Here is a 14,747-nt window from a genome sequence, read left to right as displayed (position 1 = left end):
GCTTACTTGAGGCTGATGGTGGTGTTCACGCCGTGGCTGGTGGTGCTGTCGTCGAACCAGCGTGCCGTGACGGTCTTGGTCTGGGTGTAGAACATGACCACCTGCTTGCCGTAGGGGCCCAGGTCGCCCAGCTTGGAGGCACGGCTGCCCGTGAACGAGAACAGCGGCACGGGCACGGGGATGGGCACATTGATGCCGACCTGGCCCACATCGATCTCTTCCTGGAACTTGCGCGCGGCCGCACCCGATTGGGTGAAGATGGCCGTGCCGTTGCCATTGGGGTTGGCGTTGATGAACTCGATGGCCTGATCGATGTCCTCGGCAGCGACCAGACACAGCACGGGGCCGAAGACTTCCTGCTCGTAGATGCTCATGCCGGGCTTGACGCCGCTGAAGATGGTGGGGCCGACAAAATTGCCCTTGGCATAGCCGGCTACCTCGGGTTTGCGGCCGTCCAGCTCCAGCGTGGCGCCGTCGGCCAGACCGCGCTCGATCAGGCCTTCGACACGCGACAGGGCCGCGCAGCTCACCAGAGGGCCGACATCGGTGCCGGGCTCGGTGCCGCCACTGACCTTGAGGGTCTTGGACTTGGCCACCAGATCGGGAATCCAGTTACGGGCTTCTCCCACCAGAACGGCCACGGAGACCGCCATGCAACGCTGGCCGGCCGCACCGAAGGCCGCGCCCAGCAGTGCGTTGAGCGACTGTTCCTTGTTGGCGTCGGGCATGACGATGGCGTGGTTCTTGGCGCCCATCATGCATTGCACGCGCTTGCCGTTGAGGCTGGCGCGGTTGTAGACATGGGTGCCGACCTTGGTCGAGCCCACAAAGCTGATGGCCTTGATATCGGGGTGGTCGCAGATGGCGTTGACCACGTCCTCGCCGCCGTGGATCACATTGAGCACGCCGGGAGGCACGCCGGCTTCCAGTGCCAGCTCGGCCAGGCGCATGGTGACGATGGGGTCCTGCTCGGAGGGCTTGAGGATGAAGGTATTGCCCGTGGCGATGGCCATGGGGAACATCCACAGCGGAATCATGGCCGGGAAGTTGAAGGGAGTGATGCCTGCGCACACGCCCAGCGGCTGGTTCAGCGTATAGGTATCGACGCCGTTGGCCACATTGTTGGCCAGCTCGCCCAGTTGCAGCGTACCGATATTGGCCGCATGTTCCACGACTTCCAGGCCGCGGAAGACATCGCCTTCGGCGTCGGGCAGGGTCTTGCCCTGTTCGGCCGTCAGCAGGGCGGCCAGCTCCTTCATGTTCTCGCGAATCAGCTGCTGCAGCTTCAGAAAGATGCGGGCGCGTGCGCCGATGGGGGTCTTCTTCCAGGCCTTGAACGCCTGCTTGGCATTGGCCACGGCGGCGTTGACCTCGTCGGGCGTGGCGAACGGTACGCGCGCCAGCACTTCCTGGGTCGCGGGGTTGACCACATCGCGCCATTGGGTGGTTTTGGATTCGACCATCTGCCCGTTGATGAGCAGCTTGACCGTGGGCGCCAGAACCTTGGCGGAAGTCGGTGCGTTCATGAGGTGTCTCCGTTGGTGAATTCGTTCCTCATGGTATGTGTGCGGATTTGCCATAGCAATAGCAAACACTGCACATAGGGTGTGCAAATGTGCACAAGTGGATGCTATGTCTGCCAGCGCTTTGGAGCTTGTCGTGCAGGCATGGCAGCAGTACCTGCGGCGGCAAAATGCAAAAGGGCCCACTCGGGCCCTTTTGCCATTCTTAGGTGCTCTTAGAGCTCGCTGAACATCTCGTCAAAGGCTTCGCTCGCGAAGTCGTTGCGCCAGGCCTTGTCCTTGTCCTTGGGCACCATGCCAAGGGAAAGTACGCCCTCGTAGGTGTGGCTGGCGGGGGCTGAGTATGCAGCTTGCAGCTTCTTGAGTTCGCCCTGCACCTGATCCAGGCTGAGCTTGTTGCGCACCATGCGTTGAATGCCCTCGGCCCAGGTCTCGGGAGTCTTGACCAGCTGGCAGCTGAACTTCACCTCGGTATTGAGCACGCCATGCTTGTCGAGCTTGGGTTTGGTGGCCGAGACGGTCTTGCACTGCGATTGCTGGCGCGCCTTTTGCACCGTGCTCATCAGGCTTTCCACGGGCGCACGCAGGGCGTTGCGCTGTGCCTCGGGGAACAAGGGCAGGGCCATGTCGGTGACTTCACGCGGGAAGTCCTTGTCGGCTTGCTTGAGTTCGGCGGCGTTGGCGTAGTCCGCACTGCGGCCCGAGCGCAGGCGGTCCGGGCGCAGATAGTCATTGAGCTGGCTGATGGCCTGCTCGTCGTGATTGACCAGGGTGCGGATATACAGCTCTGCAGCAGCAATGGGCGAAGGCGGCTCGGCCGCCTGCGAAACTGCCGCCAGGGGAAGCAGCAAAAAAGCGATGGCAGTCTTGATGGAATTGTTCATATTTTTATAACGATTTGAAGGGGCTGAATCACGTGGAGTCACATGAAAACAGCATGAAGCCCTGGCAGACAGACGGCGCTGCGGCTTGGGCGGGAAGCTGCCGAACAGCCCTGATGCTTATCAGCGGGGGCTCATGGCATGCGGGCGTTCTAGACGTGGGATGGAAATCCGGAGAAATGCCTCGCAACAAGTGTAACCCCGGCTTGCTAGCATTTTTGCGGGCATGCTGGAGCCGCGCTGCAACGGGCTCGGGAACGGCAGGCCCTGTGCCGCGTCTGCTGTCCAGTGTCGGTGCGGCCAGCAAAAAGCCCCGTGCAGCCGATGCTGACGGGGCTTTTGAGGGTTGTGGGGCTGTGTCCGAGCCGGGTTTTAGGGATGGCCGCAGGCGGCTCTCAATCCAGGCTGATCTGGGCTTTTTCAATCAGCAGCTTGTATTGCTCGGACTTCTTCTTGGCAAATTGCTGCATCTCCGGCACGGTGAAGCTCATGGGCTGGAAGGCGAAGGTGGAGAACTTCTCTTTGACCTGCGGGTCCTGCAGCACGGCTACCACATCGCTGCGGATCTTGTCGCGCACGGCGGCATCCACGCCCTTGGGGCTGAGCAGGGAGACAAAGGAGTTCACATCCAGCTCGGCGGGGCCGCCAGCTTCGGCGACTGTCGGCACGTCCGGCATTTGCGCGATGCGCTTGGGTGCGGCCACGGCCAGATAGCGGATCTTGCCGCTTTTGTAGATGCCCTGGCTGGAGGGCAGGCTGGCAAAGCTCCAGGTCGGGTCCCCGTTGGCGACCGAGGTGAACAACTGGCTGACCTCGCGGTAAGGCACATGGGTCATCTTGCTGCCGGTCAGATAGTCCAGCCATTCGCCGCCCAGATGGCCGGGGCTGCCCACACCCCAGGAGCCGTAGCTGATCTTGCCGGGCTCGGCCTTGGCGGACTTGATCAGGTCGCCCATGTTCTTCCACGGTGAATTCGTGGGGACGGCTACAAAGAAAGGAGTCAGGAACAGCGGGGCCACGGGGTCGAAGTGGCTCAGCGTGTTGAAGTTCTTGTTCTTGTAGAGATAGGGCAGGGCCGAGATATGTTCGCTGTCCAGTTGCAGCAGGGTATAGCCATCGGGCTTGGCGCGGCGTGCGTACTCGATGGCGACAAAGCCGCCGCCACCGGGGCGGTTGTCCACGGTCACGCCCTGTTTCCAGCGCTGGGCCAGCTTTTCGCCAACGATGCGCAGCACGGCATCGGGACCGCTGCCCACGGCAAAGGCCGTGACCACGGTCACGGGGCGATTGGGATAGCTGGAGGAATCACCCTGGGCCAGCGCCTGGCCGGCTGCGGCCAGCATAGCGGTGGCGGAAACTATTGTTTTGATAGCTGTTAGCGTATGTGTGGATTGGATTTTGTTCTGATTTTGCTTGTATTTCACAGTTTGTCTCCGGTGGGTGTTTTTTAGGGACTGCAAAGCGTTGCTGGGCAGCCGCGTCCGGGCGCGGCCGCAGGGGACGGGTCTATTGCGGGGCGTCCGGCTGGGCCAGAGGCGCTGCCTGGGAAAAGGCGGGCAGGGCGCTGCAGGCAGCATCCACGGCGCTGATCAGCGGCCAGCGGGCCAGATCCACGCCAAAGCGGCGTGCGCTCTCGACCTGCGGAATCAGATAGACATCGGCCAGGCCGGGGGCCTTGCCGAAGCAGAAGCTGCCGCGTGTGTCGTCCTGTGCCAGCAAGGCTTCGATGGCGTCGAAGCCCGCCGTGATCCAGGTGGCGCACCAGGCGTTGATGGCGGTCTCGTCGGCACCGAACTGCTGGCGCAGGGTCTGCAGGATGCGGCGGTTGTTGATGGGGTGCACATCACAGCCCACGATGGCCGCCATAGCGCGCACATGGGCGCGGGCCTCAGGGTCGGCAGGCAGCAGCGCGGGCTCGGGGTAGCGCTCTTCCAGCCATTCGATGATGGCGGGCGACTGGATCAGCGTTTCGCCGCTGTCCAGCACCAGCGCGGGTACCAGGCCTTGCGGGTTGATGCGCTTGAAAGGCGCTTCTGCCTGCTCGTCCAAACGCAGATCGACAGGGAGGTAGTCGGGCGTGAGGCCCTTGAGCTTGAGTGCGATGCGCAGGCGGTGCGAGGTGCCGCTGCGAAAAAAGCTGTAGAGCTTCATGGTCTGCGCGCCTTACTCGGGCTGGCCCACGCTCAGGGCAATCTCGCCCACGCCTTCCACGCGGCCGGTGATTTGGTCGCCGGGCAACACCGCACCCACGCCCTCGGGCGTGCCCGTGTAGATCAGATCGCCGGCCTGCAGGTGATAGAACAGCGACAGATCGGCAATGATTTCGCGGATGTTCCAGATCAGCTTGTTCACATCGGACTGCTGCTTGAGCTGACCGTTGACGCTCAGCTCGATGAGGCCGGATTCGATCACCTTGCCGGCCATGGGCACGATTTCGCTGGCGACGGAGGACTGCTCCACATCCTTGCCCAGATCCCAGGGGCGGCCCTTGTCGCGTGCCACCAGCTGCAGATCGCGGCGTGTCATGTCCAGGCCGCAGGCATAGCCGTATATGTGCTCATGGGCTTGGTCGGCAGGAATGCGAAAGCCCGGCTTGCCGATGGCCACGACCAGCTCCATCTCGAAGTGGTAGTTGCTGGTCTCGGGGGGATAGGCCACGGTGGCGCCCGATTCGGTCAGCGTCTGTGGGGCCTTGGTGAAATAAAAGGGGCGCTCGACGCTTTTGTCCACGGGACGGCCCATCTCCAGTGCATGGGCGTGGTAGTTGCGGCCCACAAAGAACAGGCGGTTGACGGGCAGGCGTTGCTCGCTGCCGCGCACGGGCAGGGACTGCACGGGGGACGGAGCCCAGAGATAGTTGTCGTTGTAGTTGGCTTGGGTCATGTGTGATTCCTGATGGGTATCGGTGACTAGGTGCTTGAAAAAGACGCGTTCCATGTGTGAGACAGCCAGCAAGGGCCTGGGCGGCACCGCCGCCCCGCAGCAAAGGCTGTCGTCCCCTTTGAGGGGGAAGACACGAAGCGGCTCAGGGGGTATCCGCCCTGTAGGCGTGGACGGCCTCGAAAATCGGCGTATCGGCAAAACGGAACAGATCCAGCTGCGGCTGGTCGGCATCGCATTGCGCGCTGAACAGCTGCCAGGAGGGCACGACAAACATGTCGCCGCGCCGTACCTGCCATTGGCGCTCGCCCACGGTCACCGTGCCCTGGCCGTCAAAGACCTGGAAGACGGCAGAGCCCACTTCGCGCTTGGCCCGGGTGCTGGCGCCGCAGGCTACGCGGTGCATTTCGCAGCGAATGGTGGGCAGCACATCGCGGCCGTTGCTGGGGTTGGTGTAGCGCACGGCGGCATGGCCGGGGCTGACGGTGGCGGCATGGCCTTCGGCTTCGAGCGCCAGTTGCTCGGTCAGCGCGCGGTCGGTATCCACCCAGCGGTAGGCCAGCAAAGGCGTGGTTGGGCTGTCCTGCAGGTGAGCCACAGGGCTCAGTCCGGGATGACCCCAGAGGCGCTCGGAGCGCGAGAACTCGGGCGTGGCTCGCTCCTGCGGGTCCAGATGCAGGCGGCCATGCTCGAAGAACTGGGACTCTGTGTAATAGGCAAACGGAATATCCAGCCCGTCTATCCAGGCCATGGGCTGGCTGGCCGCATTGTGGTGGGCGTGCCAGTTCCAGCCGCCCTGGGGCAGAAAGTCGCCGCGCGACATGCGGATCGAGTCGCCGTTGACCACGGTCCACACGCCTTCGCCTTCGACCACAAAGCGAAAGGCATGCTGAGTGTGGCGATGCTCGGGCGCATCTTCGCCAGGCATCAGGTACTGGATGGCAGCCCACAGCGTGGGCGTGGCAAACGGGCGGCCGCCCAGCGCCGGATTGGCCAGCGCAATCGCGCGGCGCTCGCCGCCCCGGCCCACGGGGACGATGCGACCGGCTTCATTCGCCAGCTTGAGCAGATTCTCCCAGCGCCACAGATGCGCGGCGGCCTGGCTTTTGGGATGGGCAGGCATCAGGCCGCCGATTTCCGTCCACAGCGGCACCAGCATTTCCTGCTCGAAACCTCGGTACAACTGCGCAAGCGCTGCTGTGGGCTCGGGTTGGCCGGGGGCGTCGCGGGCCGTGAGCTTGACCGGTGAGGGCTGGGCTTGCGCAAGGCTCATGGTTTGTTTCTTTCTTTGGTATCTGCTTGGCAGTGCGTTGCTGCCTGATCTGGCGGCTTGCGGCCTGGAATGGGGTCAAAGAGAGGCTGTAAATCAAATAAACAGCACACTGATGATTAGCATAATGTTGATCTGCATCAGCGATGATTGGGTTAAACCCGGTAGCAGGCCTGGCTCGAATCGAGGCGGCAGTCGTGCGAATATCGGGGTCTTTCAGTCATGGCCCCTCAACTGCTGCACGGCAGGGCGGGCCCGGCGTCGGCCACTCAAGACATGCAATACCAACCCGCAGAACTAGAAAACTATCCCGGCTATCACATCCGCAGGCTGCAGCAGATCGCCGTAGCCGTGTTCATGGAAGAGACCGAGGAATTCGGCGTGACGCCCGTGCAATACGCGGCCCTGTCGGCCGTGCTGCGTCAGCCGGGCATCGACCAGCGCACGCTGGCACGCAATATCGGCTTCGACACCTCCACCATAGGCAGCGTGATCGACCGCCTGGAAGCGCGCGGCCTGATGGCGCGCAACGCCAGCCCTGCCGATCGGCGTGTGCGCCTGCTGAGCCTGACCGAAGAGGGGCGCGGCTTGCTGGTGGCCGCCGAGCCTTCGGTGCTGCGCGCTCAGCGCCGCATGCTGGAGCCTCTTCCTGACGACAAACGGGCGCAGTTCATGGAAATGCTGTCGCTGCTGATTCACGAGAACGACGAGTTCGCGCGCGCCCCGAGTGCGGTGGCCCAGCGCAGTGCCGAGCGCAAGCGCAGTGCTGCCGTCAAGGCGGTCAAGGGCCTTACGGGCAAGGTGCAGGGTAGCGTGAACGACTGAACCACGGATCGCAAGGAAAGACATTGGACTGGGACCATCTGCGTTTTTTTGGTGAACTGGCGCGCAGCGGCAGCATGGCGGCGGCTGCGCGGCGCATGGGAGTCGAGCACACCACGGTGTCGCGGCGCATTCAGGCGCTGGAAAAGCAGCTCGGTGCCGTACTGTTTGCGCGCGAAGGCGGCCAGTGGCGGCTGACCGAGGCCGGGCGGCAGTTGCAGGAAGTGACCAACACCATGCAAAGCGCGGTTGACGGGCTGGAGCGGGGCCCCCTCGCGCATGCTGCGACCGCCGAGGGGCTGGCCGGGCTGGTACGGGTGGGGGCCACCGAAGGCTTTGGCACGCAGATGCTGGCCTCTGAGCTCGCCAGGCTCACGCTGCGCTACCCGCTGCTCAGCGTTGACCTGCTGGCGCTGCCGCGCATGCTGCATCTGTCCAGCCGCGAGGCCGATATCGTCATCTCGCTGGAGCGGCCCAAGCGCGGCTCGGTCGTGGTCACCAAGCTGACCGACTATCGGCTCTATCTATACGGCCAGCGTGAATATCTGGCGCGCAAGCCCTTGGTGGCCAGAACCGAGGATCTGCGCCATCACAGCTTTGTGCACTATGTGGACGATCTGCTGTTCACGCGCGAGCTGCAATTGCTGGATACCTTGCACCGGCCCGAGCGTTTTGCGCTGCGCAGCACCAGCATCACTGCTCAATACGAGGCCGTGCGTGCCGGTGCGGGTCTGGCCGTGCTGCCGGCATTTGTGGCCGACAAGGACCCGATACTGAGCCGCGTGCTGCCCGAGCAGGCTTGTTTCACTCGCACCTTCTGGATGAGCATGCCCGTGGAGTCGCGCCAGATTCCGCGCATAGCCACGACCTGGAGCTTTCTGCGCGATGCCGTGCAAGGCATGCAGAAGCTGCTATTGCCGGATGCATGATTTTTGATGGCGTCTTGCTCTTCATGGAGGCGGCCTGGCTTCTGATTTGACCCTGCTTCCATGCGCTGCATGGAGGCTGATCTGCGCTGCCAGACCAGTTGGGAGTCAGGCATGAGTAGCCCTGAGCGCCGATGGATGCCGCCGCCATCGCCTTGATAACAGCGCAGATTGCACGCATATACTGGTCCGACCGGATGACTCGGCGCCTGCGGCCAGGCCAGGCCTGTATCTGCCTCTGCCACGCGCGGCGCTATGACCAGAGCGTATGGCAGCCAGTCTCCTTGCGCTGATTTTTATGAAAGCAAAGCATGATCGTCACAACCACTCCCTCCATCGAAGGCAAACGCATCACCCGTTATTGCGGCGTGGTGGCGGGCGAGGCCATTCTGGGCGCCAATGTGTTCAAGGACTTCTTTGCCGGGATTCGCGATATCGTGGGCGGGCGTTCTGGAACCTACGAACGCGAGTTGCAAAAAGCGCGTGAAATTGCTCTCAAGGAACTCGAGCAACGCGCTGCCGAGGCGGGAGCCAATGCGGTGGTCGGCGTGGACCTTGATTTCGAGGTGCTGGGCCAGGGCAATGGCATGCTCATGGTCTCGGCCAGCGGCACGGCTGTCGTCGTGGAATAGGTGCCAGGGGCCTTGGCTGGCCTGACGCGAAGAAGCTTGCAAACCTATTCCATGTGCAATTGCACATTTTTGGACTACTTCGAAATTTGTAGCGAAAAGTCGTTGTAGAATTCGTTCCATCGTAGGGGAGTCGCCAAGCTGGTTAAGGCACTGGATTTTGATTCCAGCATGCGAAGGTTCGAATCCTTCCTCCCCTGCCAAAATTCAAAACCCTGCTCATTGCAATGAGCAGGGTTTTTTGTTTATCAGCTTGGGGCGCAAGCAAGCGAGCCAAAAGCTTTCAGTCATGCGCGATTGAGGGCACTCAGGTTGCGCTATCGCGTAGCCAGCCTTGCTGGGCAGCACAAGGTCGCAGCCTTCGGTGATGGGAGGCTGCTTGCAGTCTGATGAGCTCAGGCATTGCTGAAAGCGACGCACCAGGCCAAAGAATGCATAAGGGTAAGCACTTACCTTTTGCAGATATTTGCGGCAAACCAGCCAAACTTACCGAGTGTTTTCGCCGTATCGTCAGTGGCATCAATGAGCGCGGGAAAACAACCATTAGACTCCTCGCTCTTTTGTGTCGCTGTTATTCGACGAGCGCACCTGGGTCCTTGTGAGCGAGCTTGACCGCTCGACCACGACAGAGGCGGGGCTTCGGCCGGAGTCACTCTGATGTACCGCAGTGCGCCCTTGCCATGGTCACAAGTGAAGTGCAGGCAAGTGCAGATATGTTGATATATCTTGCCTGATTGAAACAAATGTATACATATTTGCCATCTGAAAAGACAAGCTCACTACCGGGCTGGGTTAGCTGACACAATGATTGGCTGTTGGGTGTCGCCGAGGTTCGCTCCACGCGTTTGACTGAGGGCGAACAGCAACAGAAGTCGCTCGGCGCAATGCATGGCTGCAGGTGGTGGCAGAGAGTTCTCGGGGTTTGTGTTTAACGCTGCGTTTGCGCAAGTGCACGGCAAGATTTGGATAGACAAGGTATGGAATATCGACTGGATGAAACGGACCGCCAGCTGCTGCGCCTGCTGCAGACCAACGCGCGTGCCTCGACCGCGCATTTGGCTCGGCAGATGAATCTGGCTCGGACCACGGTGGTCGCTCGCATCGCCAAGCTGGAGCAGGAGGGCGTGATCGCCGGCTATGGCGTTCGCCTTGGCTCGCGCATGGAGCAGTCTGCCGTGCGCGCCTATTGCGGTATCCGTGTTCAGCCCAAGACGGCAACTTCGGTGATGCAGGCGCTCAACCGCTTCACCGAGGTGGAAGAGGTGTCGGCCGTCAGCGGACAGTACGACTACATGGTGTTTGTGCGCTGCGAGAGCAATGAAAAACTGGATGCGCTGCTTGACCGTATCGGCCTGATCGACGGCATACAGCAGACCTATACCTCGGTGGTGCTGAGCCGCAAGATCGACCGCCGCACCACGGCCGAGGTTGTGGGAGAGGCTTAGACGCCCTGAGTCACAATCCGACGCTGATAAGCAAAACGCCCGGTTTGAGCCGGGCGTTTTGCATTCTGTGGTGGAAGGAGGGCAGGGCTGCGCTCCTTCTCGACTGCCTGGTGCGCTCAGTCCACAAAGACCTTGGGCGCGCCAGCTTCCATGCGGCCGATCACCGCAGCATCGCCAAAGCCGCTGTCGGCAAAGACCTTGAGCACTTGCTCGACGGCATCCGGTGTGCAGGAAACCAGCAGGCCGCCAGAGGTCTGAGGGTCGGTCAGCAGCGCTTTCTGGGCGTCTGTCACGGTTGATGCCAACTGGATGTGCTCACCATAGGATGCCCAGTTGCGCCCCGATGCGCCTGTGAAAATGCCTTGCTCTGCAAGTGCCTGAACACCGGGCAGCACGGGCAGCTTGGCGCTTTCAATGCGTGCGCTGAGCTGGGCGCCACGGGCCAGCTCCAGGCCATGGCCCAGCAGGCCAAAACCGGTCACGTCGGTCAGCGCGTGCACGCCGTCAAGCTTGGCAAGATCGGTGCCGGGGCGGTTGAGCTTGGTGGTTGCATCCACCATGGCACGGTAGCCTGCATCATCGAGCAGATTCTTCTTGAGCGCCGCCGAGAGAATGCCCACGCCCAGGGGCTTGCCCAGAATCAGCACATCGCCGTCCTTGGCATCGGCATTGCGCTTCATCTGCTTGGGGTTGACGATGCCGATCCCGACCAGGCCATAGATAGGTTCGACCGAATCAATCGAGTGGCCGCCCGCCAGAGGAATGCCTGCATCGCGGCAGACCGATTCGCCGCCTTCCAGAATCTTGGCAATCACATCGTGCGGCAGCACATTGATGGGCATGCCCACAATGGCCAGCGCCATCAGCGGCGTGCCGCCCATGGCGTAGATATCGGACAGCGCATTGGTGGCGGCTATGCGGCCAAAGTCATAGGGGTCGTCGACGATGGGCATGAAAAAGTCCGTCGTCGCCACGATGGCCTGCTCGTCATTGATCTTGTAGACGGCCGCGTCGTCTGCGGTTTCTGTGCCTACCAGCAGGTCGGGGAAAAACTGCTTGGGCAGATTGCTTTTGGCCAGCAACTCCGACAGCACGCCGGGCGCAATCTTGCAGCCGCAGCCGCCACCGTGGGAGAGAGAGGTCAGGCGCGGGGTCGCGGGGGAGGCGGTTTCTTGAGTGGTGTTCATGTCAATCCAGACGGCAAGCAGCACTTATGTTGCTGCGGTAGTGATAGAGATGCTTGTGCTCTGCCGGAAGTTCATCCTGAATGCACAGTGGGCTCTCATTATTGACTGTCTGGGGTGCTGGTCTGCAGTCTATTGTCGATTCTCTGGGGGGTGTGCTTGGAGAGGCATCAAGATGGCTCCGCTGTGTACCTGGCGTTGTGGAATATTATTTTTTGAATACTCGATAACTAGAATTTTTAAAGATCAAATGTCTGGACGCCAGGTTTTCTATTCTTGACTGATATTTTTGGAAATAGGTGCGAGAGATGAATAGCATATTGATGTGCTAACTTGCTCCAGAGATTGAAAAAATTTCAGGTAACTACCTTTAACATTTGAAAATAAAATAGTTAAAATAAATTGAAATACTATATTTAATAGTTTATTTGTAATGTAATTGAATGTGAAACGGGTGTGATGACTGGTTGTAATAAGGTTTTGCTTATGTTTTCATTTACAATCAGTCGATTGGATTTCAGTGCGTCTTGAGTCCAAAAGAACGAGGATTAATTTTGGACTCAGCCCCGTCTTCTGGTGGTGTTTCAACACCACGTAGTTCACTTGCCGTCACTTTTGCGGTCTGGAACGCACTTTTCCTGCGTGAAGCCGTTGCTCGCCTGAGCGCAACGCGCGGTGCCTGGGTGCTCATTGTGCTGGAGCCGGTGTTGCACGTTTGCCTCATGCTACTTCTGTATACGGTTTTGCGTGCGAGCTCTGTTGCTGGCGCGGATGTGGCCGTCTGGCTGGTCTTGGGCTTGACTGGCTACCTCACAGTGCAGAACGTACTCCAGCGTGCAATGGGGGCGATCGATGCCAACAAGGCTTTGTTTGCTTACCGCCAAGTTCGGCCTATTGATACAGTGGTTGTTCGAGTGGGCCTTGAAGCTCTCTTGGGTCTTTTGATACTGACGGTGCTCCTTGGTATTTTGGCTCTTTTAGGGCACTCTGTTATTCCGGATTCAGCTATGGAGGCCATGCTTGCCTTTATTGGTTTGATGTCGTGTGCGCTCGGAGTGGGTTTTATTTTGTCCGTTCTCAGTGATCTGGTTCCAGAGGCTGGAAATTTGGTGATGTTTTTGTTGCGTCCTTTGTATTTCGTATCAGGCGCAATATTCCCATTATCAGCAATACCGATTAAGTATAGGGAATGGGCTTTTTTCAATCCTTTTGCACATGGCCTTGAATTATTGAGGGCGAGTTTTTTTCCTGTCTATCATGCAGCTCCGGAAGCAAATTTTAAATACCTTTTTTGGTTCTCGGTGGTTTCTATTTTCTTTGGACTGGCTTTGCAGGTCCGGTTCGCCCGGAGTTTGAGAGCGCAATGATTATTGTTAATAATGTGCATAAACGCTATCAGACGCCTCATGGTGCAGGGCGCTGGATTCTCAAAGGGGTCAATATTTGCATACCCTCCAAAGTCAGTGTCGGGTTGGTTGGTCGCAATGGTGCAGGTAAATCTACCTTGCTCAACCTGATTGGTGGGGTAGATACACCAACACGTGGAACGGTAGAGAGACGTAGCCGAGTATCCTGGCCCATGGGCTATGGCGGTGGATTGCAGGGCTCTTTGACTGGGCGTCAGAATGCCAAGTTTGTCTGCCGTTTGCATGGCTTTGGCGAGGCGCGGGCCATGGCAGAGAAGGTCACCTACATCGAAGAGTTTGCAGAGCTGGGTTCATCCTTTGATGAGCCCGTCCGCACTTATTCCTCGGGGATGAAGTCGCGCTTGCAGTTCGGGCTTTCATTGGCATTTGATTTTGATGTGTATATATCGGATGAGGCAACTTCTGCAGGTGATGCCTCTTTCAAGAAAAAGGCATCTGATGCATTTAAGCGTATTGCGGATCGCTCTGGGCTAATTATGGTGTCACACAGCGATGATACTTTGCGCCAGTTTTGCCAAGCGGGTATCTGGCTGAATGAAGGCCAGGCCCATTGGTTCGATAGCATCGAAGATGCCTTGAAAAATTACAAAGACAGCATTTCCACATGACCGATTTTTCAAAGAAAGAACGCCTTAAAGGCTATTGCAAAGCAATTTGGCGCATGAAGGCCCTTGCGATTGCATTGTGTGCTTCTATATTCGCAAGTATCTACTGGGGATTCATAGCTTCTGATCGTTATGTTTCTGAATCCCATGTGTTGATTCAACGCACCGACATGGCGGCTTCGCAGGCTTTAGATTTTGGATCGCTGCTGGCCGGTGGTGATGGAATTTCGCGTGCAGACCAGATGTTGTTGCGTGACAGATTGCTGTCCGTCGATATGTTGCTGCAACTGGATAAAGACTTGAATCTACGTGAGCACTACAGCAGCCATGATCACGACATTCTTTCTCGCATGTTCTTCCATGATGCATCGCTGGAGTTCTTTCACAAGCATTTTTTGTCGCGTATCAGTGTGGAATATGACGAGTATGCCGGCGTGCTGGTCATCCAGGCTCAGGCCTATGACGCTGAAATGGCTCGCAAGATCACCAGTGCTCTGGTGCATGAGGGTGAGCGTTATATGAATTCGCTGGGCCACCAGCTAGCGCAGGAGCAGGTGAATTTTCTCGAAAAGCAGGTCAAGGAGCGCGGTGAACATGCTTTGAACGCACGTCAGCGCGTGCTTTCCTTCCAGAATGCCAAGGGTCTGATTTCGCCCCAGTCCGCGGCCGAGAATCTGGCCGGCGTGGTCAATAAGCTCGAAGAGCAACTGACCGAACTCAGTGCCCGCAAGACCGCCCTGCTGGGCTACCTGGCACCTACAGCTCCCGCGGTTGTGGAAGTTGATCTGCAGATTCAGGCTGTGGAGAAGCAGATCAAAACGGAAAAAGCCCGTTTGACCAGTGCCAAGGGACAATCGCTGAACAAGACGGTAGAAGAGTACCAGCGCCTGGAACTGGAGGCTCAGTTTCAACAGGATGCCTATAAGAGCGCGTTAGTGGCACTGGAAAAGGGCCGGGTAGAAGCAACGCGTACTTTGAAAAAAGTGCTGGTGCTGCAAAGCCCGTCGATGCCTGAATATCCTCTGCGCCCCAGCCGTCTCTACAACATCGCCACCTTTATTCTGGGGGCCTTGTTGCTGGCCGGGCTGGTGCAATTGCTGGCATCCATCGTGCGCGACCACCGCGACTGATTGTTTTGAATTTTTCGAGTTTCAT

Annotated in this window: 14 protein-coding genes and 1 tRNA gene; 8 read left to right on the top strand and 7 right to left on the bottom strand. The window is 59.3% G+C overall.

All coding sequences use genetic code 11. The annotated features are described in order from the left end of the window. Positions 1-2 precede the first annotated feature (2 nt). From NOX35_RS15565 to NOX35_RS15540, 6 genes are all read right to left on the bottom strand, one after another. Positions 3-1,526 (bottom strand): CoA-acylating methylmalonate-semialdehyde dehydrogenase, encoded by a 1,524-nt coding sequence (locus NOX35_RS15565; RefSeq protein WP_256493898.1) that lies wholly within the window; start codon positions 1,524-1,526, stop codon positions 3-5. A gap of 212 nt (positions 1,527-1,738) precedes the next feature. Further along, on the bottom strand, positions 1,739-2,407 hold the full coding sequence (locus NOX35_RS15560; RefSeq protein WP_256493897.1) for a hypothetical protein: 669 nt from the start codon (positions 2,405-2,407) through the stop codon (positions 1,739-1,741). Positions 2,408-2,799: 392 nt separating this feature from the next. Continuing rightward, entirely contained in the window at positions 2,800-3,747 is a 948-nt protein-coding gene (locus NOX35_RS15555) for a tripartite tricarboxylate transporter substrate binding protein (protein ID WP_256493896.1), read from the bottom strand. Between the two features lie 163 nt (positions 3,748-3,910). Beyond that, positions 3,911-4,555, bottom strand: coding sequence for a maleylacetoacetate isomerase (maiA, locus tag NOX35_RS15550; protein ID WP_256493895.1), 645 nt, complete (start codon positions 4,553-4,555; stop codon positions 3,911-3,913). 12 nt (positions 4,556-4,567) lie between these two features. Continuing rightward, complete coding sequence (locus tag NOX35_RS15545; protein ID WP_256493893.1) at positions 4,568-5,287, bottom strand: fumarylacetoacetate hydrolase family protein; 720 nt, start codon at positions 5,285-5,287, stop codon at positions 4,568-4,570. A gap of 142 nt (positions 5,288-5,429) precedes the next feature. Then, a complete protein-coding gene (locus NOX35_RS15540) occupies positions 5,430-6,557 on the bottom strand; it encodes a cupin domain-containing protein (RefSeq protein WP_256493892.1) in 1,128 nt (375 codons plus the stop codon). 273 nt (positions 6,558-6,830) lie between these two features. On the opposite strand from NOX35_RS15540, the gene NOX35_RS15535 reads away from it, so the two are divergent. The 5 genes from NOX35_RS15535 to NOX35_RS15515 all read left to right on the top strand — a co-directional run bounded on the left by NOX35_RS15535 (position 6,831) and on the right by NOX35_RS15515 (position 10,376). Next, positions 6,831-7,379, top strand: coding sequence for a MarR family winged helix-turn-helix transcriptional regulator (locus tag NOX35_RS15535; RefSeq protein ID WP_034409945.1), 549 nt, complete (start codon positions 6,831-6,833; stop codon positions 7,377-7,379). Between the two features lie 23 nt (positions 7,380-7,402). Then, a complete protein-coding gene (locus tag NOX35_RS15530) occupies positions 7,403-8,305 on the top strand; it encodes a LysR family transcriptional regulator (protein ID WP_003067507.1) in 903 nt (300 codons plus the stop codon). A gap of 308 nt (positions 8,306-8,613) precedes the next feature. Further along, positions 8,614-8,934, top strand: coding sequence for a heavy metal-binding domain-containing protein (locus NOX35_RS15525; protein ID WP_003067510.1), 321 nt, complete (start codon positions 8,614-8,616; stop codon positions 8,932-8,934). A 123-nt stretch (positions 8,935-9,057) separates the two neighbouring features. After that, a tRNA-Gln gene (locus NOX35_RS15520) sits at positions 9,058-9,134 on the top strand. Between the two features lie 774 nt (positions 9,135-9,908). Beyond that, positions 9,909-10,376 carry an Lrp/AsnC family transcriptional regulator gene (locus NOX35_RS15515; protein WP_003067511.1) on the top strand — a complete coding sequence of 156 codons (468 nt, stop codon included), beginning with the start codon at positions 9,909-9,911 and terminating at the stop codon, positions 10,374-10,376. Positions 10,377-10,492: 116 nt separating this feature from the next. Here the strand turns inward: NOX35_RS15515 and selD are convergent, their stop codons facing one another. Continuing rightward, complete coding sequence (gene selD, locus NOX35_RS15510; protein WP_256493891.1) at positions 10,493-11,563, bottom strand: selenide, water dikinase SelD; 1,071 nt, start codon at positions 11,561-11,563, stop codon at positions 10,493-10,495. 524 nt (positions 11,564-12,087) lie between these two features. On the opposite strand from selD, the gene NOX35_RS15505 reads away from it, so the two are divergent. Genes NOX35_RS15505 through NOX35_RS15495 form a run of 3 tightly spaced genes read left to right on the top strand, consistent with a single transcriptional unit; the run spans position 12,088 to position 14,722 of the window. Further along, positions 12,088-12,927 carry an ABC transporter permease gene (locus tag NOX35_RS15505; protein WP_256493890.1) on the top strand — a complete coding sequence of 280 codons (840 nt, stop codon included), beginning with the start codon at positions 12,088-12,090 and terminating at the stop codon, positions 12,925-12,927. After that, positions 12,924-13,595: an ABC transporter ATP-binding protein gene (locus tag NOX35_RS15500; RefSeq protein ID WP_256493889.1), complete on the top strand. Its 672-nt coding sequence runs from the start codon at positions 12,924-12,926 to the stop codon at positions 13,593-13,595. Before NOX35_RS15505 ends, NOX35_RS15500 begins: the two co-directional genes overlap by 4 nt. Further along, complete coding sequence (locus tag NOX35_RS15495) at positions 13,592-14,722, top strand: chain-length determining protein (protein ID WP_256493888.1); 1,131 nt, start codon at positions 13,592-13,594, stop codon at positions 14,720-14,722. Before NOX35_RS15500 ends, NOX35_RS15495 begins: the two co-directional genes overlap by 4 nt. Positions 14,723-14,747: the final 25 nt, after the last annotated feature.

The sequence above is a fragment of the Comamonas sp. C11 genome (genome assembly GCF_024496285.1).
Lineage (GTDB): Bacteria > Pseudomonadota > Gammaproteobacteria > Burkholderiales > Burkholderiaceae_C > Comamonas > Comamonas testosteroni_F.
The sequence above is the reverse complement of the archived record's forward strand: the minus strand, read 5'-3'. Positions and strand labels throughout refer to the sequence as shown.